20 protein-coding genes are annotated in these 24,564 nt (G+C 69.8%); 9 read left to right on the forward strand and 11 right to left on the reverse strand.

Features of this window, described 5'->3' with window-relative positions; genetic code table 11:
• Window positions 1–102 precede the first annotated feature (102 nt).
• The 4 genes from cobT to ABIC70_RS11995 all read right to left on the reverse strand — a co-directional run bounded on the left by cobT (window position 103) and on the right by ABIC70_RS11995 (window position 4,346).
• Entirely contained in the window at window positions 103–2,010 is a 1,908-nt protein-coding gene (gene cobT / locus ABIC70_RS11980; RefSeq protein ID WP_043385115.1) for a cobaltochelatase subunit CobT, read from the reverse strand.
• Window positions 2,011–2,015: 5 nt separating this feature from the next.
• Window positions 2,016–2,510, reverse strand: coding sequence for a DUF29 domain-containing protein (locus tag ABIC70_RS11985; RefSeq protein ID WP_354439773.1), 495 nt, complete (start codon window positions 2,508–2,510; stop codon window positions 2,016–2,018).
• A gap of 17 nt (window positions 2,511–2,527) precedes the next feature.
• Window positions 2,528–3,511 (reverse strand): cobaltochelatase subunit CobS, encoded by a 984-nt coding sequence (gene cobS, locus ABIC70_RS11990; RefSeq protein ID WP_043358054.1) that lies wholly within the window; start codon window positions 3,509–3,511, stop codon window positions 2,528–2,530.
• Between the two features lie 208 nt (window positions 3,512–3,719).
• The gene (locus ABIC70_RS11995; RefSeq protein ID WP_043358056.1) at window positions 3,720–4,346 is read right to left on the reverse strand and encodes a J domain-containing protein; all 627 of its coding nucleotides are present in this window, start codon (window positions 4,344–4,346) and stop codon (window positions 3,720–3,722) included.
• Window positions 4,347–4,455: 109 nt separating this feature from the next.
• Here ABIC70_RS11995 and ABIC70_RS12000 point away from each other — a divergent pair, with 109 nt between their 5' ends.
• Both ABIC70_RS12000 and arfB read left to right on the forward strand, forming a co-directional pair.
• Complete coding sequence (locus ABIC70_RS12000; protein ID WP_043385118.1) at window positions 4,456–4,752, forward strand: BolA family protein; 297 nt, start codon at window positions 4,456–4,458, stop codon at window positions 4,750–4,752.
• Window positions 4,753–4,921: 169 nt separating this feature from the next.
• The gene (gene arfB, locus ABIC70_RS12005; protein ID WP_342141548.1) at window positions 4,922–5,353 is read left to right on the forward strand and encodes an alternative ribosome rescue aminoacyl-tRNA hydrolase ArfB; all 432 of its coding nucleotides are present in this window, start codon (window positions 4,922–4,924) and stop codon (window positions 5,351–5,353) included.
• 24 nt (window positions 5,354–5,377) lie between these two features.
• On the opposite strand, the gene ABIC70_RS12010 is transcribed toward arfB, so the two are convergent.
• Entirely contained in the window at window positions 5,378–6,172 is a 795-nt protein-coding gene (locus tag ABIC70_RS12010; protein WP_043358073.1) for a YoaK family protein, read from the reverse strand.
• Window positions 6,173–6,241: 69 nt separating this feature from the next.
• Entirely contained in the window at window positions 6,242–7,189 is a 948-nt protein-coding gene (locus ABIC70_RS12015; protein ID WP_354439774.1) for a methyltransferase domain-containing protein, read from the reverse strand.
• A 68-nt stretch (window positions 7,190–7,257) separates the two neighbouring features.
• On the opposite strand from ABIC70_RS12015, the gene ABIC70_RS12020 reads away from it, so the two are divergent.
• The 4 genes from ABIC70_RS12020 (at window position 7,258) to ABIC70_RS12035 (ending at window position 11,528) form a co-directional block, all read left to right on the forward strand.
• Window positions 7,258–8,316 (forward strand): ligase-associated DNA damage response exonuclease, encoded by a 1,059-nt coding sequence (locus ABIC70_RS12020; RefSeq protein WP_043358063.1) that lies wholly within the window; start codon window positions 7,258–7,260, stop codon window positions 8,314–8,316.
• Window positions 8,313–10,046, forward strand: coding sequence for a cisplatin damage response ATP-dependent DNA ligase (locus ABIC70_RS12025; protein ID WP_354439775.1), 1,734 nt, complete (start codon window positions 8,313–8,315; stop codon window positions 10,044–10,046). Before ABIC70_RS12020 ends, ABIC70_RS12025 begins: the two co-directional genes overlap by 4 nt.
• Entirely contained in the window at window positions 10,043–10,525 is a 483-nt protein-coding gene (locus ABIC70_RS12030; RefSeq protein ID WP_354439776.1) for a secondary thiamine-phosphate synthase enzyme YjbQ, read from the forward strand. Before ABIC70_RS12025 ends, ABIC70_RS12030 begins: the two co-directional genes overlap by 4 nt.
• Window positions 10,526–10,736: 211 nt before the next feature.
• Complete coding sequence (locus ABIC70_RS12035) at window positions 10,737–11,528, forward strand: flagellar hook basal-body protein (protein ID WP_043358075.1); 792 nt, start codon at window positions 10,737–10,739, stop codon at window positions 11,526–11,528.
• A gap of 100 nt (window positions 11,529–11,628) precedes the next feature.
• Here the strand turns inward: ABIC70_RS12035 and ABIC70_RS12040 are convergent, their stop codons facing one another.
• From ABIC70_RS12040 to ABIC70_RS12050, 3 genes are all read right to left on the reverse strand, one after another.
• Complete coding sequence (locus tag ABIC70_RS12040; RefSeq protein ID WP_043358068.1) at window positions 11,629–13,164, reverse strand: efflux transporter outer membrane subunit; 1,536 nt, start codon at window positions 13,162–13,164, stop codon at window positions 11,629–11,631.
• A 143-nt stretch (window positions 13,165–13,307) separates the two neighbouring features.
• Entirely contained in the window at window positions 13,308–16,457 is a 3,150-nt protein-coding gene (locus ABIC70_RS12045) for an efflux RND transporter permease subunit (RefSeq protein ID WP_354439777.1), read from the reverse strand.
• A gap of 16 nt (window positions 16,458–16,473) precedes the next feature.
• Window positions 16,474–17,796, reverse strand: coding sequence for an efflux RND transporter periplasmic adaptor subunit (locus tag ABIC70_RS12050; protein WP_043385132.1), 1,323 nt, complete (start codon window positions 17,794–17,796; stop codon window positions 16,474–16,476).
• Window positions 17,797–18,089: 293 nt separating this feature from the next.
• On the opposite strand from ABIC70_RS12050, the gene ABIC70_RS12055 reads away from it, so the two are divergent.
• The 3 genes from ABIC70_RS12055 to ABIC70_RS12065 all read left to right on the forward strand — a co-directional run bounded on the left by ABIC70_RS12055 (window position 18,090) and on the right by ABIC70_RS12065 (window position 23,887).
• Window positions 18,090–19,097, forward strand: coding sequence for a CobW family GTP-binding protein (locus ABIC70_RS12055; protein WP_043385135.1), 1,008 nt, complete (start codon window positions 18,090–18,092; stop codon window positions 19,095–19,097).
• Between the two features lie 125 nt (window positions 19,098–19,222).
• Window positions 19,223–20,494: an O-antigen ligase family protein gene (locus tag ABIC70_RS12060; RefSeq protein WP_043355737.1), complete on the forward strand. Its 1,272-nt coding sequence runs from the start codon at window positions 19,223–19,225 to the stop codon at window positions 20,492–20,494.
• Between the two features lie 54 nt (window positions 20,495–20,548).
• Window positions 20,549–23,887, forward strand: coding sequence for an ATP-binding protein (locus tag ABIC70_RS12065; RefSeq protein WP_354439778.1), 3,339 nt, complete (start codon window positions 20,549–20,551; stop codon window positions 23,885–23,887).
• A 60-nt stretch (window positions 23,888–23,947) separates the two neighbouring features.
• On the opposite strand, the gene ABIC70_RS12070 is transcribed toward ABIC70_RS12065, so the two are convergent.
• Both ABIC70_RS12070 and ABIC70_RS12075 read right to left on the reverse strand, forming a co-directional pair.
• Entirely contained in the window at window positions 23,948–24,253 is a 306-nt protein-coding gene (locus ABIC70_RS12070) for a hypothetical protein (protein ID WP_043355733.1), read from the reverse strand.
• Window positions 24,250–24,561, reverse strand: coding sequence for an EthD family reductase (locus ABIC70_RS12075; protein ID WP_179697114.1), 312 nt, complete (start codon window positions 24,559–24,561; stop codon window positions 24,250–24,252). Before ABIC70_RS12075 ends, ABIC70_RS12070 begins: the two co-directional genes overlap by 4 nt.
• Window positions 24,562–24,564 lie beyond the last annotated feature (3 nt).

Consider the following 24,564-nt stretch of genomic DNA (forward strand, 5'->3'; position numbering starts at 1 on the left):
GGCCTGACGGAGGTTTCCTTCGCGGCCTCCGCGGCGCTCCGGCATCTCAGGATGAGAGGCCGGAGCGGATGGGCCTCGAGGCCGAAGAAGGTCCGCGGACGGTCAGCGCCGCCCGCCCGCCGCGCGCAGCATCCGGCCGGTCGGTGCCGGCGTGCCGTTCTCTTCGAACAGCTCCGCGAGCTTCTCGGTCATTGCCCCGCCGAGTTCCTCGGCGTCGATGATCGTCACGGCGCGGCGGTAGTACCGCGTCACGTCGTGGCCGATGCCGATGGCGAGCAGTTCCACCGGCGAGCGCGTCTCGATCTCCTCGATCATCCAGCGCAGGTGCCGTTCGAGGTAGTTGCCGGCATTGACCGACAGAGTCGAATCGTCCACCGGCGCGCCGTCCGAGATCACCATCAGAATCTTGCGCTGTTCCGGCCGGCCGAGCAGGCGCTTGTGCGCCCAATCCAGCGCCTCGCCGTCGATATTTTCCTTGAGCAGACCTTCGCGCATCATCAGGCCGAGGTTCTTGCGCGCCCGCCGCCAGGGGGCGTCGGCCGATTTGTAGACGATGTGGCGCAGGTCGTTCAGGCGGCCGGGATTCGGCGGCTTGCCGGCGGCGAGCCACGCCTCGCGGCTCTGGCCGCCCTTCCAGGCCCGGGTGGTGAAGCCCAGGATCTCCACTTTCACGCCGCAGCGCTCCAGTGTCCGCGCCAGGATGTCGGCGCAGGTCGCCGCCACGGTGATCGGCCGGCCGCGCATCGAGCCGGAATTGTCGAGGAGCAGCGTGACGACCGTGTCGCGGAAGTTCGTATCCTTCTCCTGCTTGAAGGAGAGGGGCTGGTAGGGGTCGATGACCACGCGCACGAGCCGCGCCGGGTCGAGCTGACCTTCTTCCAGGTCGAAGTCCCAGGCGCGGTTCTGCTGGGCGAGGAGACGGCGCTGAAGCCGGTTGGCGAGGCGGCCGACCACCCCCTGCAGATGGGAGAGCTGCTTGTCGAGGTAGGAGCGCAGGCGCGCCAGCTCGTCGGCGTCGCACAGCTCCTCGGCGTGGATGACCTCGTCGAACCGGGGGTTGAACACCCGGTATTCGGGTCCACGCGCCTCGTTGCCCTGCCGCTGGGGCGGCCGCGAGGCCTCCGAGGCCTCCTCGGATTCCGCATCCTCCGCCTCCTCGGGCAGCTCGCCCGAGGGCGCATCGGCGGATTCCTGGGCGCCGTCCTCGATCTCGTCGGACGCTTCCTCGGAGGTCTCGATCTCGGCGCGCTCGCCCTGGCTCTTCTCCTCCGAATCGCCCTCGCTCGGGTTCTGCTCCTCGTCCTGGGCGTCGTTCTCGTCGTCGTTCTCGTCATCCTCGGCGTCGAACGGCGTCTCGTCCGACATGTCGAGGGAGGTGAGGAGATCGCGCACCGAGCGGGCGAACTTGCGCTGGTCCTCGATCGAGCCGATCAGCCCGTCGAGATTCGGGCCGGCCTTGGACTCGATATGCTCGCGCCACAGTTCGACGATCTTGGTGGCAGCCTCGGGCGGCTTCTGGCCGGTCAGGCGCTCGCGCACCATCAGGGCGACCGCGTCCTCCATGGGGGCGTCGGCCCGGTCGGTGATGGTCTCGTACTTGCCGCCGCGGTGGTAGCGGTCCTCCAGCATCGCCGAGATATTGCTGGCGACGCCCGCCATCCGGCGCGAGCCGATCGCCTCGACCCGGGCCTGCTCGACCGCGTCGTAGACCGCCCGGGCGGCGGCATTCTCGGGGGCGAGGCGGCGATGGACGGCGACGTCGTGGCAGCCGAGCCGCAGCGCCATGGCGTCGGCATTGCCGCGCAGCACCGCGACGTCCTGCGCCGAGAGCTTGCGCGGCGGCTCGGGCAACCGGGCCTTGTCGCCGGTGAGCGCCGGCCGGTCGGTGGCGTAGGTGACCTCGACCTCGGAGCGCCGGGCGATGGCGCGCAGGCAGCCGGCCACCGAGCGCTTCAGGGGCTCGGCCACGGGTTCGCGGCGCTCGCCGGGCTTGCGGTTGGAGATGGACATGCGGGCTACCGGTCGACGTCGACTTCGAAGGGGCGATTCAGGATGTCGTCCCAGCTGTAGGGACACTCCGCGGGCAGGGTTTTGGGCGAGCGCCTCATCTGCCGGGCCGCCCCGAGGCGACCGAGGCGGAACCCGTCGCGCTGCGCCTCGTCCAGGCTGGATCTCAACCCGGGGCTCTTCCGCAGCTGGATCAGGATGCGCTCACGGTGCTCGGCGATGCTGAGCGTCGAGCTGCGGCTGCGGCGTTCCGGCTGATGATCCCATTCCAGCATGTGGAGCACGACGATCTCCACAGCGCTGGTGAGCCGATGATAGTCGCTCAGGCCCACGTCGCTCAGCTCCTCGGCGATGTTGTCGAGGTCGAGGGCGTCCACCCGGCCGGCGCGGAGCAACGCCACCTGCTCCTGAACCCAGCTATAGAGATCATCCGCGTAGCGCGTCCGCCCCTCGGCATGCGGAGCCGCCGGAGCGTCCTCGCGGGTCGGGGCCGGATGCGCCATCGCGTCCTCCATGCAGATCAGCTCAGCGCGACGTTCACCGCGCTCTCGGGCAGCTCCTTGCCGAAGGCGCGCTGGTAGAACTCGGCCACCAGCGTCCGCTCCAGCTCGTCGCACTTGTTCAGGAAGGTCACCCGGAACGCGAAGCCGATATCCTTGAAGATGTCGGCGTTCTCGGCCCAGGTGATCACCGTGCGCGGGCTCATGACGGTGGACAGATCGCCGTTCATGAAGGCGTTGCGCGTGAGATCCGCCACCCGCACCATCCGGTTGACGATGTCGCGGCCCTGGTCGCTCCGGTAATGCGTGGCCTTCGAGAGCACGATGTCGACCTCGCGGTCGTGGGGCAGATAGTTCAGCGTCGTGACGATCGACCAGCGGTCCATCTGACCCTGGTTGATCTGCTGGGTGCCGTGATAGAGGCCCGAGGTGTCCCCCAGTCCCACGGTGTTGGCCGTGGCGAACAGCCGGAAGGCCGGGTGCGGGCGGATCACGCGCTTCTGATCGAGGAGCGTCAGGCGGCCCGAGAGTTCCAGCACGCGCTGGATCACGAACATCACGTCCGGGCGGCCGGCATCGTACTCGTCGAATACGAGGGCCACGTTGTTCTGCAGCGCCCAGGGCAGGATGCCGTCCTGAAAGGCGGTGACCTGCTTGCCGTCCTTCAGGACGATGGCGTCCTTGCCGACGAGGTCGATGCGCGAGACGTGGCTGTCGAGGTTGATGCGGATGCACGGCCAGTTCAGCCGGGCGGCCACCTGCTCGATATGGGTCGACTTGCCGGTGCCGTGATAGCCGGTGACCATCACGCGGCGGTTGCGCGCGAAGCCCGCCAGGATCGCGAGCGTCGTCTCCCGGTCGAAGATGTAGTCTGGATCGAGATCCGGCACGTGCTCCTCGGGCTCGGCATAGGCCGGGACCTTGAGGTCGAGGTCGATGCCGAAGACATCGCGGACGGAGACGGTGCGGTCGGGCAGCGCGGCGGGCGTATCGTCAGAGAGCATTCGGAACCTCGTGAGGCGCGGTCGCTCCACTCCCTAGCAGTGGAGCATCCGCGCGAAAGGACGTCGAGCCGGGCCTCCGCGGCGGGGCGAAGCCATCCTTAGACGGCGACGCGCCCGGGCGCCACCGACCGGCATCGACCCCATATAGGGTCGCGCCGTGCGGATTGCCCTATCCCGGATGCGAACCGGCGTGCAGGGTTCGTGCCGGTCAGCAGAGTCCGGCCCCACGCAGCACGTCGTGAGCCCGGATGATGTCGCGCAGCCGCTCCTCGAACGACCGGTCGCCGCCGTTGGCGTCGGGGTGGAAGCGCTTCACCAGGATCTTGTACTGCGCCTTGATGGCGGCCGAATCCGCGCCTTCCTCAAGGCCCATCACGTCGAGGGCCCGGCGGACCGTGGCCGAGTGGCGGGGCTTGCGCGGCTCCTCGGGCTGACGCGCGCGCCGGCGGGCATCGCCGACGCCCTCGCCGCGCAGGATGCCCAGCGGATCGACATAGGCCCAGTCGCGGGCCGGCTCGTCCGCCGGTTTCGCCTGGCCGGTCCGGTTCACGCCCATCGCCCAGGTCGGGCGATGCCCGATGATCGCGTCCTTCTGGTAGGCCTGGACGGCGGCATCGTTCATGCCGTCGAAGTAGTTGTAGGTCGCGTTGTAGGCGCGGACGTGGTCCATGCAGAAGCGCCAGTACTGGCCCTCCGCCTTCCGGCCCTTGGGCGCCCGGTACAGACCCGGATGGGTGCAGCCCGGACTCTCGCAGACGCCCTCGGCCGCGGCTTTCGGCTCGTCGCAGGACGGTTTGATCCGGATGCTGTCGAACAGGCGCGAGTTGAGATCCATGACGGGCCGATTATGAGGGGGCAGACCTGAGACACAAGGGCACCGGGCCTGATGACGCATGCGCGGGATCGGGCTTGACGGCAGCCCACGAACGCGACGCGAGGGCAGGATGACGGATGGTGCGGGCGCGGGGGGCACCCTGCGGGACTGGATGGAGACGCGGCTGCGGGAGCAACTCGCGCCGGCGCGCCTCGACGTGATCGACGAGTCGCATCTGCATGCCGGTCATGCGGGGGCACGGCCGGGGGGCGAGACCCACTACCGGCTCGACATCGTCGCGTCGGCGTTCGAGGGCAAGAGCCGCGTGGAGCGGCACCGCTTGGTGAACGCAGTCCTGGACGATGCGTTCAAGCGCGGTCTCCACGCCCTCGCCGTGCGCGCCCGCACGCCGGCCGAGGCCGCCTGACCCGGCCGCGCGGCCGCCCGCGGGCAGCCCTCGGTCCGCCCGGGGCGGTGGCGTGAGCGGGGCAGCGGATTGAGGGGAATGTGGTTATGGGGATACCCCTCTGCATCCTCCGCCCCGCGCCCGATACGCGGGCGCGGCGGCCGTTGACGATCCTGTCGGAGAGGCCGCCATGTCCCTGCGGGTGACGCCGCGCATCGCCATCGCGGAGGACGAGATCACCTTGTCCTTCATGCGTGCTTCGGGCGCGGGCGGCCAGAACGTCAACAAGGTCGAGACGGCGGTCCAGCTCCGCTGGCCGGTCCTGGATTCGCCCTCCGTGGATGACCGCGTGAAGGCGAACGTGGTGCGGCTCGCGGGGCGGCGCATGACCAAGGACGGCGTCCTGGTCCTCATCGGGCAGCGGCACCGGACGCAGGAGCGCAACAGGGCCGAGATCCTGCAGCGCCTCGTCGACCTCGTGGCCGAGGCCGCCAAGCCGCCGCCGCCGATCCGCCGGGCGACGAAGCCCACGAAAGGCTCCAAGGAACGGCGGATCGTCGCCAAGAAGAGCCGTGCCGCGATCAAGCAGGGCCGGGGCAGCTACCGGGATTCCGACGGCTGATCCCGCACCCGCCCCGGTGGGATCTCAGTGGATGGCGTCGATGACCTCGGCCTTCGGGCTGGCGTCGGGCGCCGGAGAGGAGCCCGCCACCAGCGTGCTGCCCGGCTTGGCGATGGTCAGCACGATCGCGATCAGCGCCAGGATGGCGGCGAGCGCCGCCGGGAACAGGAAGGCCGATTCGCCGTAGCGGATGTCGAGCAGGCCGCCCACCACCGCGCCGGTGCTGAGACCGGCCCAGAGCGGCGCCTGGATCCAGAAGGAGGGCGCCACCGTGCCGAGCAGCAGGTTCGCGCAGCCGGTGCCGAAACGCACCACGGCGCCGGTGACGTAGGTGAGCGCCAGGGAGCGGCCGCCCTCGTCCTGCAGCGTCGCGTTCTGAAGGCCCAGCGCCAGGACGATGGGATAGGCGTGCAGCGGATAGGCGAAGGTGCCCCACGGCATCAGCAGGCCGCCGGCGAGCAGCAGGGCTTGGAGCGTCAGCAGCACGGCGAGGCGCCAACGCCCGACCCAGGCGGCGATCAGGGTCCCCAGGAAGGCGCCGAAGCAGAACATGCAGATGGTGCTGGCGACGCGGGTGACGTTCTCCCAGTCGCCATTGGCCACCGCCACGCCGAAGCGGGTGGTGTTGCCCGACATGAACGACATGAACAGCTGCGAGAATTCCAGGAAGCCGATGGAATCGGCGCAGCCCGCGAGCGCGGCCAGGGCGATCGCGAACGGGATGCGGGTTCGCGGATCGGCCGGAAAGGACTTGTCGGCCGGCGGTTCTGGCTTCCGCTCCGGTGTCGCGCGGCCTGTCCTGTTTCCGTAATCCGCCATGCTGATCCCCCGATCGAGCGGCCGCGCCCATTCGCGGCCGACAAACAATGGACGAAGAGCCAAGCGGTTTCATGCCGATGTGCGGCGCAGCACAACGACGCGCCCCGGCACCGGCCGCCCACCCTCGCGCCGGATGTGGGCGGGACGCAGAGTCAGGATCTCCAGTCCGGCGCCGGCGGCCGTCGCCGCGATGTGGGCATCGGCATGGGCATAGCGTCCGTCCTTGCCCAGGACCGAGCCGGCACCGTCGTGGGATTGCACCGTGACGGCGCCGAGCCCGCCCGGTCGCAGGACCCGGCCGATCCCCGTCAGGAACGCGGCGAGGTCCGCCACGTAGATCAGGACGTCCGCGGCGAGGCAGAGATCAGCGCAGGCCTCCGGCAGGTCCGCCAGGGCGGCGGCGAGGTCGCCTTCGATCAGGCGATCGTAGAGCGGCCGATCCCGCCACGTCTTGGCCCGCGCCAGCGCCAGCATCCCGGGGGAGAGGTCGATCCCGGTGAGATGATCGACCCGGTCGCGCAGAACGGTGCCCATCAGCCCCGTGCCGCAGCCGAGATCGAGCGCGACCGGGAAGCGCTCCGGGACGCCCGGCAAGGCGTCGCGGACGCGTTGCGGGCCGACATAGCCCAGGCCCTCCACGAGGTGGTGCTCGAAACGCGGCGCGTAGTCGTCGAATAGAGCCCGGACATAGGCGGGCGACAGGACCGGGAGGCCGTCGCCGACATCCAGGCGGACGAGATGCGTGCGCACGCCCAGCCTGTCCTCCGGATCGATCTCGAGGGCGCTGGCATAGGCGCGTGCCGCCGCGGCACGCAGGGCCGGATCGGCGCCGGAGGCCGCCAGACCCTCCCGCGCCCGGCCCAGCAGGAGCCAGGCGGGCGCGTAGCGCGGAGCAAGGTCCAGGACCTGCTCGGCGAGGTCGGCGGCGCCCGCATGGTCGCCGTCGGCCAAGCAGGCCTCCGCGTAGCGATAGCGGCGATCGGCGAGGAGGTCACCGGAACTGAGCTGCGAGGCCATGCGTCTGCCGGGTCGGGGGCGCCTATATATCGGGGCCACCGGCGGACTCCACCGGCTGCACGGACCCGATGCCGATACGCGCCAGCGATCTCCTCACCCTGACCCGCGAGGGTCTCTATTGCCCGCTCGGGCGCTTCCACGTCGATCCGACCTGGCCGGTGGAGCGCGCGCTGATCACCCACGGGCACGCCGACCATGCCCGCGCCGGCCACGGACAGGTTCTGGCGACGCCCGAGACCCTGCGGATCATGGCGGTGCGCTACGGCGCGGAGTTCTGCCGCCAGCGGCAGGAGGCGCCGCTCGGTGCGGCACTCCGCGTCGGCGACGTCACCGTGCGCTTCGCGCCGGCGGGCCACGTGCTCGGCTCGGCGCAGATCGCCATCGAACGGGACGGGGTCCGGGTCGTGGTCTCGGGCGACTACAAGCGGGCGCCGGATCCGACCTGCCTGCCCTTCGAGGTGGTACCCTGCGACGTGTTCATCACCGAGGCGACCTTCGGCTTGCCGGTCTTCACGCATCCCGACACGCGGGGCGAGGTCCGCAAGCTCCTCGACTCGGCGCGGCTTTTCCCCGAACGCGCCCACATCGTCGGCGCCTACGCGCTCGGCAAGGCGCAGCGGGTGATGGCGCTTCTCCGGGAGGAGGGCTGGGACCGCCCGATCCACCTGCACGGCGCCATGGAGAAATTGACGACGCTGTACAAGGAGGAGGGGGTGCCGCTGGGCGACACGCCCAAGGTCGTGGCTGCCGAGCGCAAGGACCTGCAGGGGGCGATCGTGATCTGCCCACCCTCGTCGATCCAGGATCTGTGGTCCCGGAAATTCCCCGATCCCGTGACCTGCTTCGCCTCGGGCTGGATGCGGGTGCGCGCCCGCGCCCGCCAGAAGGGCGTCGAGCTGCCGCTGGTGATCTCCGACCATTCCGACTGGCCGGACCTGTGCCGCACCATCCGCGACACCGGTGCCGGCGAGGTCTGGGTCACGCACGGTCAGGAGGATGCGCTGGTCCATTGGTGCGGGACGCAGGGCATCAAGGCCAAGCCCCTCCACCTGCTCGGCTACGGCGATGACGGCGAGGCCGAGCCGGGCTCCGTCGAGGCCGGCTCCGGGACGGAGGCGGCGGCGTGAACGCATTCGCCCACCTCCTCGACCGCCTCGCCTACGAGCCGCGCCGCAACGCCAAGTTGCGGATGCTGCAGGACTACTTTTCGCGCACCCCCGATCCTGAACGCGGCTACGCGCTCGGCGCCATGACCGGCACGCTGAGCTTCCGCGAGGCCAAGCCGGCGCTGATCCGCGGACTCGTCGAGGAGCGGATCGACCCGGTCCTGTTCCGGCTGTCGCACAACTACGTCGGGGATCTCGCCGAGACGACGGCGCTGATCTGGCCCGTCCCATCTCTCTCCCCCCCCGCAGAGGCGGGAGGGGATGGGGCCGCCGGGATCGGCCACAACAACCCGCCGCCACCGAGTCTGGCCGAAGTCGTCGAGACGCTCAGCACGATCCCCAAGCGCGAGCTCTCCCGTCACCTCGCCGGCTGGCTCGATGCCCTCGACGAGACCGGGCGCTGGGCGCTCCTGAAGCTCGTCACCGGCAACCTGCGGGTCGGCGTCTCGGCGCGGCTCGCCAAGACGGCCGTCGGCGCCTTGGGCGGCCACGAGGCCGATGCCGTGGAGGAGGTCTGGCACGGGCTGACCCCGCCCTTCGCGACCCTGTTCGCCTGGGTCGAGGGCCGGGCCGAGCGGCCCGAGACCCTGAATCCCGCCCCGTTCCGGCCGCCGATGCTGTCGCACCCGATCGAGGAGGAGGCCGACCTCGAGAAGCTGGAGCCCGAGGCCTTCTCGGCCGAGTGGAAGTGGGACGGCATCCGCGTCCAGCTCGTCGGCGGCCCCGACCGGGCGGGTCAGCAAGTCGGAAAGGTCTATTCCCGCACCGGCGAGGACATCACCGGGGCGTTCCCGGATCTCGCCGAGGCCATCACCTTCACGGGGGCGATCGACGGCGAATTGCTGATCCTGCGCGAGCGGCGCGTGCAGAGCTTCAATGTCCTCCAGCAGCGCCTGAACCGGAAGGCGGTGACGGCCAAGCTCCTGGAGGAGTTTCCCGCCCATGTCCGGGCCTACGACCTCCTCACCCTCGCGGGCGAGGATCTGCGGGCCGAACCCTTCGAGGCCCGGCGGGAGAAGCTGGAGGCGCTGGTCACCCGCCTCGACCACGCCCGGATCGATATCTCGCCCCATGTGCCCTTCGCGGATTGGGCGGCGCTGGCAGCCGCCCGGGCGGATCCGGCCTCGGTGGGGGCGGGCGAGGATGCCGACGCCATCGAGGGCGTGATGCTCAAGCGCCGGAACAGCCCCTACCTGCCGGGCCGTCCCAAGGGACCGTGGTGGAAGTGGAAGCGCGAGCCGCACATCGTCGACGCCGTGATGATGTACGCCCAGCGCGGGCACGGAAAGCGCTCGTCCTTCTACTCGGACTATACGTTCGGGGTCTGGCGGGCGGCGCCCGAGGGCGGCGACGAGCTGGTGCCGGTGGGCAAGGCCTATCACGGCTTCACCGACGCGGAACTCGCCAAGCTCGACCGCTACGTCCGCAACAACACCACCAAGCGCTTCGGCCCGGTGCGCGAGGTCGCCCATGGACGCGACGCCGGGCTGGTGCTGGAGATCGCCTTCGAGGGCGTCCAGCGTTCGACCCGGCACAAATCGGGGGTGGCGATGCGCTTCCCCCGGGTCAGCCGCATCCGCTGGGACAAGCCACCCGCCGAGGCCGACCGGATCGACGTGCTGGAACGGATCCTCGCTCGCGGCGAGCGCGAGATCGCGCCGGGGGCGGCCCTGATGGAGGAGACCGGATGAGACGGGGAAACACCAGGGCCGGCACGATCGGTCCGGTCGAGGCGCTGGCCTCCGGCGCCCTGGAGCGCCACGCGAGCGGGCGCCTCACCATCGCAACCGCGGGGCCGGGCTTCACGGATTTCACCGCCGCGGTGGCGGCCTTCGTGCGCGGCAGCGGCATCCGGGACGGTCTCGTCACGGTGTTCTGCCGGCACACCTCGGCCTCGCTCACCATCCAGGAGAATGCCGACCCCGACGTCCAGACCGACCTGATGACCGCGCTGGACGGGTTCGCGCCGCGCAATGCCGGCTACGTCCACGGCGCCGAGGGACCGGACGACATGCCGGCCCATATCCGCACCCTGGTCACCGATTCGGCCCTCACCATCCCGCTGGTCGACGGAACGCTGGCGCTCGGCACGTGGCAGGGGATCTACCTGATCGAGCACCGCGACCGGCCGCATCGGCGGGAGATCGTGCTGAGCGCCCTCGGGGCCTGACGCCTCCACGGTCGCCGCAGGTGGAGCGAAGCGACCCGGGCCAGCGCGACCGGATCGGGCTCGGCGCGGCGGGATTGCGGCGCCCCGCTACCCCCGACGCCCCCGGGCCGGCTCAGCAACATGTGTAAACACACCGTCGGTTAACCATAGTGCACGCCTATGGGTCGTCGTCGGATCGGGAGCCGTGCCGCTCCGGCGAATGGAGACCCCGATGGGCCTTTTCACCGCGCTCTCGAATTCGATTTCCGGCGCCTCGGCGCAGTCGCTGGCCCTGAACAACATCTCGGGGAACATCGCCAACACCCAGACGGCGGGGTTCAAGTCCACCGAGACGAGCTTCGCCGACATGCTGGCCGAGACCGATCGCAGCACACAGCTGGCCGGCGGGGTGTCGCCGGGCACGCGCAACAGCCTGAACATCCAGGGTACGGTGCAGTCGACCGGCGTATCGACCAATCTCGCCATCTCGGGCAACGGCTATTTCATCGTCCGGAAGAACACCGGGACGACCCAGAGCCCGAGCTTCACCGGGGATACCGGCTACACGCGACGCGGCGACTTCGCACCGGACGCCAGCGGCTATCTCAGCAACGGTGCGGGCTACTACCTGTTCGCCGGCCCGTCGGCGACCGCGCCCGTCCAAGTCCCCACCGGCGCCAATACCCTGTCGAGCCTCACAGTCTCGCCGGCCGGCACGCTCACCGGCACGGCCGCGGATGGCAGCTCCGTGGCGCTCGGCTCGCTGCAGCTGGCGCAGTTCGGACTGCAGGACAATCTCGCTTCCCTCGACGGGGGGACCTACGTGGCGACGGGTCAGTCAGGCACGCCGAGCTACGGCCTCAACGGCGCGACCATCGCCGCCGGCTCCGTGGAGCAGTCGAACGCCAGCATCTCGGATCAGTTCTCGAAGATGATCGAGACCCAACAGGCCTATACCGCCAACACCAAGGTCATGAGCACCACCGACCAGATGCTGCAGGACGCCATCGCGATGTACACCTGACGCGGTAGCGGGGCGGCCCGAGCGGTCGTCCAGGATCAGGGTGGCCCCCGGGACGGGGGCGAATGTCAGGACGCGGTCGGTCACGACACGGGGCAACCGGTCACAGGAACTTCAGCGGGTCCTTCTCGGGCGGGGGCGGCGCCACGTCGGCGCGGTTCCACCAGCCGCCGCCCAGGGCCACGAACAGGGCGGCGGTGTCGGCGTACTGCGTGGCGCGCGCCGCGGCCGAGGTGACCAGCGCCGAGAGGTAACCCTGCTGGGCGATCAGCACCTGCGAGGAGGTGATCGCCCCCGCCGTGTACTGCTTGCGGATCAGCCCGAGGCTCTGGTTCGTGGCGCTCACCGCCGCGTCGGCGGCGGCCACGGCCTTCGCGTCGGCCTGGAGCGCCCGCAGCGCGTCGGCGACGTTCTGGAAGGCGGTGATCACCGTCGCCTTGTACTGCGCCTGCGCCACCGTCAGCGATTCCTCGGCGGCGCGCTGCCGCCGGAACAGGGTCCCGGCATCGAAGATCGGCGCCGTCGCCTGCCCGATGATCGTGAAGAACGCCGCCCCTGGACTTGTGACCTGAGCGATCCGGGTGGCGCTGGAGCCGCCCGTGGCGGTCAGGCTGAATTGCGGCAGGCGGTTCGCCACCGCGACGCCCACCGTGGCGCTCGCCTGCTGCACCAGGGCCTCCGCCGCCTTCACGTCGGGCCGCTGCTGCACGAGCCGCGAGGGCAGGCTCACCGGGAGCCGCGTCGGCAGGCGCAGGGCGGCGAGGTCGAAGGTCTCGGAGACCTCGTCCGAGGGCAGGCGCCCGGCCAGCGCGGTGAGCAGGTTGCGCTGCTGCGCGAGCGCCTTCTCCAGCGGAGGCAGCAGCTGCTGCGACAGCGCCAGCGCCGCCTGCTGCTGCACCACGTCGGCCCCGGCAATCTGCCCCAGGGAAAGCTGCTTGTTGTAGAGCTGCAGCACCTCGGTCTGCGCCTGGATCACCTTGCGGGTCGCGTCGATCTGCGCCCGCAGGGACGCCTCCTGGATCGCGGCGGCGACCACGTTGGCGGTCAGGCTCAGATAGGCCGCCTCCAGCTGGAAGCGCTGGTTCTCGGTGGTGGCCTCCAGGGACTCGATCTGCCGGCGGTTCCCGCCGAACACATCCGGATTGTACGAGACCACCGCCTGCGGCGTGGAGAGACTGTAGAGATACTGGTTCTGGTTGTTGAGGGGCGATTGCAGGTCGAGGCCGGGCGCCTGGGCGCCCTGGATCTGCGGGGTCGCGGTCAGGCTCGGATAGAGCGTGCCCTTCTGGGCCAGCACGTTCTGCTGCGCCACCCGCAGGGAGGCCTGCGCGGCCTCCAGCGTCGGGTTGTTGGCGAGGGCCTGCTCCACGAGGCGGTTCAGCGCCTTCGAGTGGAACAGGGTCCACCACTGGCCGGGGATGTCGGCGCCGGAGACGAAGCTCTGGTCGGCCGAGCCGCCCTGCCGGGTCCGGATCTTGTCGGCCGCGGAGGGATTCTGCAGGGGCTCCTTGGTGTAGCGGCCGACCGGCGGATCCTCGGGCGGCACGAAGTTCGGGCCGACCGCGCAGGCCGACAGGCACAGGGAGGCCGCCAGCACAGCGGCTGCCCGTCTGCACCGTCCCGGCGCAAAGTCCACCATCCCGCCCCCGAAAACCCCACCTCGGTAGAGCGGCGCGGACCGCATCCAAGTCAATGCAGCTGTCCCCTGTTGGCGCCCGCGGGGATGCCGTTGTGGCGCCCCTGCAACGGGCAGAGCCCCCGCCCGTGCGGTCGTGAACCGGCTCACGCGGCGGCCCGATGCGCGGACCGAGCCTGTGCGTCCGGGTTCGGGTGCCGTCGGGAGAACAGGGAGATCAGCACCGGCACGACCACGAGGATCAGGTTCGGCGCCAGGATGATGCCGCCCACCACCACGAGCGCCAGCGGCTTCTGCACCTGCGAGCCGATGCCGGTGGAAACCGCCGCCGGCAGCAGGCCGACGCAGGCCGCCACGCAGGTCATCATCACCGGGCGCATGCGCACCACGGCGGCGTGCCAGACCGCCTCCTGCCGCTTCCAGCCTTCATCGAGCAGCTGGTTGTAGTAGGCGAGCAGGATCACGCCCTCCATGGTCGAGATCCCGAACAGCGCGATGAAGCCGATCGCCGCCGAGATCGAGAACGGCGTGCCGGTCAGCGCCAGGGCGAAGATGCCGCCGATCATCGCCATCGGGATCACCGACAGGGTCAGCAGCATGTCGGCCACCGACGAGAAGTTGATGTAGAGGAGCAGCGCGATCAGCAGCAGCGTGATCGGCACCACGAGGCTGAGCCGGGTGGCCGCCTCCTTCAGGTTGGTGAACTGCCCGACCCATTCCAGCCGGTAGCCCGGCGGCAGGTCCACCGCGTCGGCGACCTTGCGCTGCGCCTCGATCACCGCGCTGCCGAGGTCGCGGCCGCGCACCGAGAACTTCACCGGGATGTAGCGCTCCTGGTCCTCGCGGTAGATGAACGAGGCCCCCGAGACGAGGTCGACATCGGCGATCTCGGAGAGCGGTACCTGGATGACGCCGCCGTTGGGGTTCTGGGCACCGACCGCGATGTTGCGGATGCCGGCCAGTGACGAGCGGTACTCCTTGGCGAGCCGCACCCGCATCGGGAAGTGACGGTCCGAGCCGTACTCGTAGAGGTCGCCCGCGGTCTGGCCGCCGATCGCCGCCTGGATGGTGGTGTTCACGTCGCTGATCGAGAGGCCGTAGCGGGCGGCCTTGTGGCGGTCGACATCGATCCGCACCGTCGGCTGGCCGAGGGATTCGAAGACCGACAGGTCGGTGACGCCCGGGACGCTGGCGAGGGCTGCCTTCACGGCATTGGCGGTCTTGGTGAGCTGGGTGAGGTCGTTGCCGTAGATCTTGACCGAGTTCTCGCCCTTCACGCCCGAGGCGGCCTCCTGGACGTTGTCCTCGATATACTGCGAGAAGTTGAACTCGATGCCGGGAAACTCCGCCTCCAGCTTCTTGCTCAGGTCCTGGATCAGCGTCTCCTTGTCGAGGCCCTTGCGCCACTGGTCGATGGGCTTGAGCGGCGCCAGGATCTCGACGTTGAAGAAGCCCGTGGCGTCGGTCCCGTCGTTCGGGCGGCCCTGGTGCGATAGGACGGTGGTGACCTCCGGGACCTCCTGGAAGATCTTGCGCATGCGCTGGACGTAGGCGTTGCCGGCCTCCAGCGAGATCGAGGCCGGCATCGTCCCGCGCACGTAGAGATTGCCCTCCTCGAGCCGCGGCAGGAATTCGAGGCCGAGATTGCGGGCCGTGAGCCCCGAGACCAGCAGGACCGCCAGCATCACGGCAAGCGCCAGGACGCGGTTGCGCAGGCCGAAGGCCAGCGCGCGTTCATGGCCGACGCGCAGCACCCGCACGATGAGCGTATCGCGCTCCTCAAGCTTCTTCGGCAGCATCAGGGCCGAGAGCGCAGGCGAGACCGTGAAGGTGGCGAGCAGGCCGCCGAGCAGGGCGTACGCGTAGGTCTTGGCCATCGGGCCGAAGATGTGGCCTTCGACGCCGGTCATCGTGAACAGCGGCAGGAAGCCGACGATGATGATCGTCGCCGAGAAAAAGATCGCCCGGTTCACCTCGCGCCCGGCGACCGCGATGGTGCCGAGCCGGCCCGTCAGGCCGTCGGGCGGCGTCTCGCCCTTCACGTGGTCGGGCTCGGAGATGTGGCGGAAGACGTTCTCCACCATGATCACGGTGGCGTCGACGATCAGACCGAAATCGATGGCGCCCAGCGACAGGAGGTTCGCCGAATCGCCGCGCACCACCAGGATCAGGATCGCGAAGCCGAGGGCGAACGGGATCGTCGCCGCCACGATGATCGCGCTGGTGAGCGAGCCGAGAAACAGCCACTGCACGACGAAGACCAGCACCACGCCGAAGACGAGGTTGTGCATCACCGTGTGGGTGGTGGTGTGGATCAGGCCCGAGCGGTCGTAGATCCGCTCGATCTTCACGTCGGGCGGCAGGATCGTGGAGCTGTTGATCTTGTCGATCTCGGCCTCGACCCGTTCCAGCGTCGGCAGGCTCTTGCCGCCGCGGGTCATGAGCACGATGCCCTCGACGATGTCGGGCTGGTTGTCGTGGCCGACGATGCCGAGGCGCGGGGCGTTCAACACGCGCACCTCCGCCACGTCCCGCACCAGCACCGGGGTGCCGTTGACGAGGCTGATCATCGTGTCCTTGATGTCGTCCATGTCGCGGATCAGGCCGATGCCGCGCACCACCGCCGATTGCTGGCCGACGTTCAGCGTCTGGCCGCCGACGTTGATCGAGGCGTTGTTCAGCGCGTTGGTCAGCTGCACCAGGGTCAGTCCCTGGGCCTGGAGGCGGTTCAGATCGACCGCGACCTCGTATTCCTTGGCCTTGCCGCCGAAGGCCGTGACGTCCACGACGCCGGGGATCGCCTTGAACCGGCGCTGCAGAACCCAGTCCTGCAGGGTCTTCATGTCCATGGGCGAGTAGCCCGCCGGGCCGACGAGCTTGTAGCGCATGATCTCGCCCACCGGGCTCGTCGGCGAGATTTGCGGCGTCGCTCCGTTGGGCAGCGTCGGCGCCTGCGACAGGCGGTTGAGCACCCGCTGCAGCGCCTGCTCGTACGTGTATTCGTAGTTGAACTGGACCTTCACGTCCGAGAGGCCGAACAGCGAGATCGTCCGCACGACCTGGGCGTTGGGGATGCCGGCGAGCGCCACCTCCAGGGGGATGGTGATGTAGCGCTCGATCTCGTCGGCGGACTGGCCCGGGTTCTGGGTGATCACGTCGACCAGCGGCGGGACCGGGTCTGGATAGGCCTCGATGTTGAGCTGCGTGTAGGCGCCGTAGCCGACGCCGAGCATCACGACGAACAGCAGCACCACCAGCACGCGCTGGCGCAGCGAGAAGGTGATCAGGGCGTTCATCGGACCGGATCCCCGCTCAGGACGCCTTGTCGCCGGTGGCCGCCCGATCGATGAACAGGGCCCCCCGGGTGACCACCTGCTCGCCCGCGCGCAGGCCCTGGACGACCTGGGCATTGTCGCCGTTGATCAGGCCGAGCTTGACGTCGCGCGCCTCCACGGCTCCGTCGGGCCGCGCCACCCAGACATGGGTGCGGTCGCCCTCGTACACGATGGCGGCCACCGGCACGCTCGGGCTCGGCTCGCCCTTGCCGGTGATGATCGTGTAGGTGGCAAACATCTCCGGGCGCAGCACCCGGTCCGGGTTGTCGACCTCGCTGCGCACGGCCAGCCGCCGCGTCGCCGGGTCGAGGCTGGAGGCCATGTAGTTCACCCGGGCCTTGAACACCCGGGCGCCGAAGCCCGCCACCTTCGCCTCGACCTCTTGGCCGATGCGGATCTTCGGGATCTCGCTCTCGCGGACGTTGGCGACGAGCCACACCGTCGACAGGTCGCCGATCACGAAGACCGGGTCGCTGGAGGCAGAGAGGTACTGGCCGGTGCCGACCTTGCGCTGGACGATCGTGCCGGCGATCGGTGCCCGGATCTGCGTCTCGGCGCTCATCGTGCCCTTCTTCTCGAAGGCGGCCATCTCGGCGTCGGTCTTGCCCAGCATCCGGAGACGGTTCTTCACCGCGTCGAGGGCGCCCTCGGCGGTCTTCAGGTCGCTCTGGGCGGCGATGACGTCGTTCTGGGCCGATTGGTAGTCCTTCAGGGCCGTCGCGTGGGCCTGGAACAGCTCCTGCTGCCGCTGCGCGATGGTCTGATCGAGCTTCAGAAGCGCCTGCTGCTTCTGGAGGTTGTTCACGGCCGCCTGATAGTCGTTCTGCGCCTGGACCATGTCGGTGGCCTCGAGCGTCAGCAGAACGTCGCCGGCCTTCACGTCGTCGCCGGCGCGGGCCAGGACCTTCGTCACGCGGCCGGCATAGGGCGAGACGACCGGGACGTTGTCGTCCTCGTTGAGGGCGATCCGTCCCTCGGCGGTGCCCTCGGGCCGGAACACCAGGTTGGCGACCGGCAGGATCTCGAAGGCGGCGCGCTGCTCCTTGGAGGGCCGGAACACCCGTTCCACCGGGCCGGCCTTCTCCACATCGATGCCCGGGTCAGGGTTGGCTGGTGCGAACAGCCCCGTCAGCGCGGCGACGAGGTTCGAGGCCGTCTCGCGGGTCCGGTCGGAGAACGCGAAGGCCAGGCCCGCAGCGGCCGCGAGCAGGACGGCGACGACCAGGAGGCCGGACCACCGACGGTTGCGCGGGGGCACGGTGACGGCCTCGTCCTGGTCCAGCGGATTTCGGGCGTCCATGCGGATGATCTTCTAGGTCCGGGCGAGGGACCGGGCTGATTGACGAGGGTACGATTCGTGCCAGGACGACGCCAAGATCAATGCGATCGCTGGTGCTTTTCTATGGCGCTGCGCGGGATGGTTCCCGGCAGCAACGCGTGCCTAGAGCAAAGCTTGTCAGACAGGCAATCGATCTGGCGCCCCAGTCGCGAAACCGTGTGGCCCCGTCTTCCTTTGACGGGATTTGTTACAATATGACAACGCTCGCGGGGCCTGACCCGCCCGATCCCGATTCCGTCACCGAAGAACCCGTCATGTCCGAAACGAGCAACGCTCCCGCCCCGGCCGCATCCGGCTCAGCCGCCGGCAAGATCCCGGTCACCGTGCTCACCGGCTATCTCGGCGCTGGCAAGACCACGCTCCTCAACCGGATCCTCACCGAGAATCACGGTAAGCGCTACGCCGTGATCGTCAACGAGTTCGGCGAGATCGGCATCGACAACGACCTCGTCGTCGGCGCGGACGAGGAAGTGTTCGAGATGAACAACGGCTGCGTCTGCTGCACGGTGCGCGGCGACCTGATCCGGATCATGGATGGGCTGGTCAAGCGCCGAGGCAAGTTCGACGCGATCATCGTCGAGACCACCGGCCTCGCCGATCCGGCCCCTGTGGCGCAGACCTTCTTCGTCGACCAGGACGTGGGCGAGGCCGCCCGCCTCGACGCGGTGGTGACGGTGGCCGACGCCAAATGGTTGTCCGACCGCCTGAAGGACGCGCCCGAGGCGAAGAACCAGATCGCCTTCGCGGACGTGATCCTGCTCAACAAGAGCGATCTCGTCTCCCCGGCCGACCTCGACCGGGTCGAGGCCGAGATCCGCACGATCAACCCCCTGGCCAAGCTCCACCGCACGCAGAACTGCGCGGTGCCCCTCGAGGCCGTGCTGGAGCGCAACGCCTTCGACCTCGACCGCATCCTCGACGTCGAACCCGACTTCCTGGAGGCGGGACACCACCACCATCACGATTCCGACATCCGCTCGGTCTCGGCCAAGATCGAGGGTGAGGTCGATCCCGACAAGTTCATGCCGTGGATCTCGAACCTGACCCAGTCGCAGGGTCCGGACATCCTCCGGTGCAAGGGGATCGTGGCCTTCCCGAACGAGCCGAAGCGCTTCGTCTTCCAGGGCGTGCACATGATCCTCGACGGCGACGTGCAGGGCGACTGGGGGAAGGACGAAAAGCGGGTCTCGCGGGTGGTGTTCATCGGGCGCAACCTCGATCCGGCGGCGATCACGGAGGGCTTCGAGGCCTGCCGCGCGTGAGCCGACCGGCCGCCTCCCACGGGGGCGGCCGGGCCCTGAGCGCCGCCCGAAGGCGATTCTCAACGATTGGATGGCATCACGGCACGAGCGGGCCAGCGTAACCGGCCCGTGGAGCCCGCGTAGCCATGGCCCACACCGCAGCGCCTGCAGGCCCGGTCCCGTCCGGGATCGCGGGCGGACTCCCGCTCATCGTGGCCGTCGAGGGGCTGGCCAAGGCGCTGTTTGCGGCGTTCATCTTCTTCGCCTGCTTCGCCTTCTCGGAGACCTCCCCGTACGACGCGGTGGCGATCCCCACGATCCTGCTCTGGCTCTGCCTCGGCGTGCGGCTGCACCGCGGGGCGGTGCCGCTGGTCGCACTCCTCCTGCTCTACCTCGCGGCCATCGTCTCCGCGCTGCTGCCCTACCTGAACGAGGAGTTCCCGGTCACCTGGACGGTGCAGCTGATCTACCTCGCGATCACCTGCATCTTCTTCGCGATGTTCTTCGCGGACGACACCCACGCCCGGATGGAGCTGGCGCTCAAGGCCTACACGGCGAGCTGCGTGTTCTCGGCGGTGCTCGGCATCGTCGGCTATCTCCAGTGGCTCGGGATCGAGGACCTGTTCTACAAATACGACCGGGCCTCGGGCACCTTCCAGGACCCGAACGTGTTCGGCTCCTTCCTGACGCTCGGCGCCCTCTACCTGATGCACGGCCTGCTCACCGGCTCGACCCGGCGACCGCTGGTCTCGCTCGTCGGCCTGCTGATCATCGTCGCCGGCATCTTCCTGTCGTTCTCGCGGGGCTCCTGGGGCGGGAGCGTCGTCGCGGTGCTTCTGATGGTGGGATCGGTCTATGCCGGCAGCACCGCCCCGCGCCTGCGCCGCCGCATCGTGCTCCTGACCCTCGCCACGGTCGTCCTCGGCACCGTCGCGGTGATCGGGCTGCTCTCGGTCGACCACGTCCACAAGATGTTCGAAACCCGCGCGGCCCTGACCCAGGACTACGACCAGGGCGAGACCGGCCGCTTCGGCAACCAGATCCGCGGCTTCGCGATGCTGCTGGAGCGGCCGTTCGGCATGGGGCCGATGCACTGGCGGCTGATCTTCGGGCTCGAACCGCACAATTCGTATATCGGCTCCTTCGCCAACGGGGGCTGGCTCGGGGGCACGGTGTTCATCGGCCTCGTGGTGATCACCGGCATCGTCGGGTTCCGGCTCCTGGCACGGCCGTCGCCCGTCCGGGCGCACGCGCAGATCGTCTGGCCGGCGCTGCTGATGTTCTTCCTGCAGGCGGTCCAGATCGATATCGAGAAGTGGCGCCACGTCTACATGATGCTGGGCATGGTCTGGGCGCTGGAGGCGGCGCGGCTGCGCGCGGGCGCGCCGCAGGCGGGTGCGCTTGAAACGCGGCGCTAGGCGCGGCATCGCTCGGCTCCGGCCGAGCTGCCAATCCGCACCCGGAGACGGTACGTGAACACACAGCCGGACAACGAGGGCGATCGGCTCGCCGCCCTTGAGGCCCTCGGGATCGTGGGCACGCCGCCCGAGCCGCATTTCGAGGCCGTCTGCCGGACAGCCTGCCGCCTGTTCGGCGTGCGCCACGCGTTCGTGGCCTTCCTCGGTGACACGCATCAGTGGCTCAAGACGCCCTGCCAGGCCTTGCCGACCACGATGCGGCGGGATCAGAGCCTGTGCCAGCACACGATTCGCAGCGATGCCCTGCTCGTCGTACCCGACACCCGTCTCGACGCGCGCTTCCGTGACCTGCCCGCCGTCGCTGCGCCGGACGGGATCCGGTTCTATGCCGGTATCCCGCTGAGCCTCGAGCCCGGCCTGCGGATCGGCACCTTCTGCCTCGCCGACCCGGAACCCCGAGCCGGTCTCTCGCCGGCGGACGCCGCCGCCTTCCGCGACCTCGCCGCGATCGTCGTGGCCCATCTGAGGCTGACGGAGGCCAATGCCAAGCGCGAACGCGAGATCGCGCAGGCCGCGATCCGCGAGGCGGTGATCCGCGAGCAGCATCGCGAGATCCATGCCCGGTCCCGCACTCAGGAGGCGGCGAACCACCAGCTCCTGATGGCCGAGCAACTCGCCAGCGTCGGAAACTGGCGCGTGGACCTCTCGGACGGTCAGCCGGTCTGGTCGGCCAGCCTCTACGCCATCGCCGGTCGCGACCCCGCGACACCGCCGCCGCGTCTCGACGCCTTCTCGCAGATCTACCATCCCGACGACCGCGCCCGGCTCGAGGCGATCGTCGCCGACGCGGTCGCCCGCAGAACGCGATTCGATTTCGAGGCGCGGCTGATCCGTCCGGACGGCGAGCTCCGCGACGTGGTCGTCCGCGGCATGTGCCGGGGAGAGGACCCCAATGCCGGCCTCGTCGGCGTTCTCATCGACGTGACCGAGCGCCGGCGCGCCGAAGACGAGGTGCGCCGGAGCGAGCTGCGCTATCGCGGCCTCGCCGAGGCGCTGCCGCTGCTGGTCTGGACCATGCGGGTCGGGGACGGACAGTCCACTTACGCCAACGCCCAGTTCCAGTCCTATTACGGGCCGATCGGGCCCGAGCGCGCGGAGCGCCTGATCCGGAACCACCCGGAGGATGCGCCCGCCATGGAGGCGGCCTGGACCCGGGCGGTCGAGACCGGGACGGGCTATAGCGGCCAGTGGCGGATCCGCCGCCACGACGGCCTCTACCGGTGGCACAAGATCTCGCTGATTCCGATCCGCCTCGATCCGGCGGACGGCGCTGTGGCGGAGTGGCTCGGGACCGCACTCGATGTCGACGACATCATCACGGCGCGGCTCGCCGTCGAGGAGGCCCGCGGCCTGCTGGGCATCGCCCTGGACGCGGCCGAGGCTGGCACCTGGGACTGGGACATGCGCACGGGGCTCGTCACGCTGAGCCCGGAAAGCGCCCGGATGCACGGTCTGCGGGATAACGGCGCTGCGCACACGCTGTCGGCGTCCGAATGGACCGCATTGATTCATCCCGACGACGTCGCCGATGTCTGGATCGAGATCCGACGGGCGGTCGAGTCCGGGACCTCCTATGCGGCCGAATTCCGGGCCGGCGGGCGCTGGCTCTACGCGCGCGGGCGGACGCTCTGCGGCGCCGAGGGGCACCCTCAGAGCATGGTCGGCCTTCATCTCGACATCACCGAGCGCAAGGCGGTCGAGGCGGCCCTGCGCACCGCCACGCGGGATGCCGAGGCGGCCCGCACCGAGGCGGAGCGCGCGAGCGCGGCCAAGAGCGAGTTCCTCGCCGCGATGAGCCACGAGATCCGCACGCCGCTCAACGGCATCCTCGGCTATGCCGAGCTGCTCCTCGACGGCGATGCGATCCAGAGCGAGGACCGGCGGCGCCTGGAGCTGATCCAGAGTTCCGGAGCGGCCTTGCTCACGGTCGTCAACGACATCCTCGACTTCTCGAAGATCGAGGCGGGCGAGCTGACCCTCGATCCGGTCCCCTTCCCGCTGGTCTCGATCGTGGACGGGACGGTCTCGATCGTGCGCGGCAGCGCGCTGCGCAGCGGCCTCGCCATCGAGGCCCGGATCGACCCGGCCCTTCCGACCTTCGTGATCGGTGACGCGGGACGCTTGCGTCAGGTGCTGCTCAACCTCCTGAACAACGCCGTGAAGTTCACGCCCGAGGGTTCCGTCACGGTGACCGTGGAGCGGGAAGGCGATGATCGCGCCGCCGACGGTCGCCCCGGCGACGCGGTGCGGTTTTCCGTGATCGATACCGGCATCGGCATCGCGCCGGCGCAGCAGGACAGACTGTTCAAGCGGTTCAGTCAGGTCGACGGCTCCATCAGCCGGCGGTTCGGCGGCACCGGCCTCGGTCTCGCGATCTCCCGGCACCTCGTGACCCTGATGGGCGGCGAGATCGGCGTCGAGAGCCGCGAGGGGGAGGGCTCGACCTTCTGGTTCCGCCTGGTGCTGCCGCGGGGCGAGCAGGGCGCCGACGCGGCGGAGGACCGGATCGAGGCGGATCCGGCGCTGCTGCGGTCGCAGTCCGTGGCCGCCCCGGCGGCCGGCGCCGTGCCAGCCTCCCCGATCCGGCTGCTCTTGGTCGAGGACGTCCCGCTCAACCAGGAACTGGCCTGCGCGGTGCTCGAATCCCAGGGCTACACGGTGGATGTCGCCGGGGACGGGGCCGAGGCGATCACGGCGGTCGGATCGTCCGTCGCGGCGGGGCGCGCCTACGATCTCGTGCTTATGGACGTCCAGATGCCCCGGGTCGACGGGCTCACGGCCACCCGGCGCATCCGCGCCCTGGCGCCGCCCGCCTGCGACATCCCGATCGTGGCCATGACGGCGAACGTCCTGCCGTCGCAGATCGAGGAACTGCGCGAGGCCGGGATGGACGATTATGTCGGCAAGCCGTTCCGGCGGGCCGATCTCTTCGCCACGATCAGCCGCTGGACGGCCCCGGGCGCCCGCCGCCCGGCGCGGGCCGAGGAGCCGCGCACCGTACCCGACATCGATCCCGCCGTCCTCGATGCCGCGGTTCTCACCGAAATGACGGCGAGCTTCGGCTCCGACCGGGTGGGGGCGCTGCTCGATCTCCTGGCCAACGAGCTGTCCGAGCGGTTCCGGCCGAGCGAGACCGACCGTCTTCAGATCGCTCACGACGCGCACGCCCTGGTGGCGGCGGCGGGGCTCCTGGGCTTCGTCGGCCTGTCGAGCCTGTGCCGCGAGGTCGAGGCCGCCGCCCATGCGGGGGCCGACCTGATGCCGCTGATCCGGCGCCTGGAAATCCAGCGGGCGACGGCGCTGCGCGCCATCCGGCAGCTGCGCGCGGCCTGATGCGACGCGGCTGAGGCGCGGGCCGGAGCCCCGACAGGGGCCGCCCCGCGCGGTTGGGCCCTATGCCTCGTCGGTCTCGGGCAGCGGGTCGCCGGTCCAGGTCGTCGCGAAGGCGGCGAGCTCCCGGGCGTCGGTGAAGGCCGCCACGGTGACCTCCCGCTCGGCCGGTTCCGCGCCCGGATAGGGCGCGAGCAGGATCCGCACCCGCGCCAGCCGGCCGCTGGGCGCCTTGTCGGCGATCCAGGCCTGCGCGTCCGGCGTGAAGCGTTCCGGGCCGTCGAGGGCCCGGGCGTCGGTGCGCAGCACGACCACGTAGGTGCCGAGGCTCGGATCGGCCTCCTGAACAGCCTTGACGATGTCGATCACGGGCTTTCCGCGAAGTCGTTGATCTGAACCTGGGCCTGCGCCGACGTGAAGTTCGGGATGTCCGCGAAGATCTCCTCGCCATGGGCGGCGACGGCTTTCTGGAAGGCGTCGACCGACGCGAAGGTCAGCAGCGCCATCACCTGGAACGGGGCGGTGCCGCCGTCCGGCGTGCCGGCGCCCTTGACCACCTTGGCCTCGTGCAGGCCGAGGGACGACCAGCGCTCGCGCACCAGCGGCATGTGATGGCCGAGATAGTAGCTCATGTCGAAGCTCGGGCCGGCCGGATACATCACGCTTACCAGGATCATGGG

The sequence above is a fragment of the Methylobacterium sp. 1973 genome, assembly GCF_040545035.1.
Classification (GTDB): domain Bacteria; phylum Pseudomonadota; class Alphaproteobacteria; order Rhizobiales; family Beijerinckiaceae; genus Methylobacterium; species Methylobacterium fujisawaense.

Bases quoted from the DNA above. Each gene is read 5' to 3' on its own strand.
- cobT (WP_043385115.1), bottom strand. From the start codon at position 2,010: ATGTCCATCTCCAACCGCAAGCCCGGCGAGCGCCGCGAACCCGTGGCC.
- ABIC70_RS11985 (WP_354439773.1), bottom strand. From the start codon at position 2,510: ATGGCGCATCCGGCCCCGACCCGCGAGGACGCTCCGGCGGCTCCGCAT.
- cobS (WP_043358054.1), bottom strand. From the start codon at position 3,511: ATGCTCTCTGACGATACGCCCGCCGCGCTGCCCGACCGCACCGTCTCC.
- ABIC70_RS11995 (WP_043358056.1), bottom strand. From the start codon at position 4,346: ATGGATCTCAACTCGCGCCTGTTCGACAGCATCCGGATCAAACCGTCC.
- ABIC70_RS12000 (WP_043385118.1), top strand. From the start codon at position 4,456: ATGACGGATGGTGCGGGCGCGGGGGGCACCCTGCGGGACTGGATGGAG.
- arfB (WP_342141548.1), top strand. From the start codon at position 4,922: ATGTCCCTGCGGGTGACGCCGCGCATCGCCATCGCGGAGGACGAGATC.
- ABIC70_RS12010 (WP_043358073.1), bottom strand. From the start codon at position 6,172: ATGGCGGATTACGGAAACAGGACAGGCCGCGCGACACCGGAGCGGAAG.
- ABIC70_RS12015 (WP_354439774.1), bottom strand. From the start codon at position 7,189: ATGGCCTCGCAGCTCAGTTCCGGTGACCTCCTCGCCGATCGCCGCTAT.
- ABIC70_RS12020 (WP_043358063.1), top strand. From the start codon at position 7,258: ATGCCGATACGCGCCAGCGATCTCCTCACCCTGACCCGCGAGGGTCTC.
- ABIC70_RS12030 (WP_354439776.1), top strand. From the start codon at position 10,043: ATGAGACGGGGAAACACCAGGGCCGGCACGATCGGTCCGGTCGAGGCG.
- ABIC70_RS12035 (WP_043358075.1), top strand. From the start codon at position 10,737: ATGGGCCTTTTCACCGCGCTCTCGAATTCGATTTCCGGCGCCTCGGCG.
- ABIC70_RS12040 (WP_043358068.1), bottom strand. From the start codon at position 13,164: ATGGTGGACTTTGCGCCGGGACGGTGCAGACGGGCAGCCGCTGTGCTG.
- ABIC70_RS12045 (WP_354439777.1), bottom strand. From the start codon at position 16,457: ATGAACGCCCTGATCACCTTCTCGCTGCGCCAGCGCGTGCTGGTGGTG.
- ABIC70_RS12050 (WP_043385132.1), bottom strand. From the start codon at position 17,796: ATGGACGCCCGAAATCCGCTGGACCAGGACGAGGCCGTCACCGTGCCC.
- ABIC70_RS12055 (WP_043385135.1), top strand. From the start codon at position 18,090: ATGTCCGAAACGAGCAACGCTCCCGCCCCGGCCGCATCCGGCTCAGCC.
- ABIC70_RS12060 (WP_043355737.1), top strand. From the start codon at position 19,223: ATGGCCCACACCGCAGCGCCTGCAGGCCCGGTCCCGTCCGGGATCGCG.
- ABIC70_RS12075 (WP_179697114.1), bottom strand. From the start codon at position 24,561: ATGATCCTGGTAAGCGTGATGTATCCGGCCGGCCCGAGCTTCGACATG.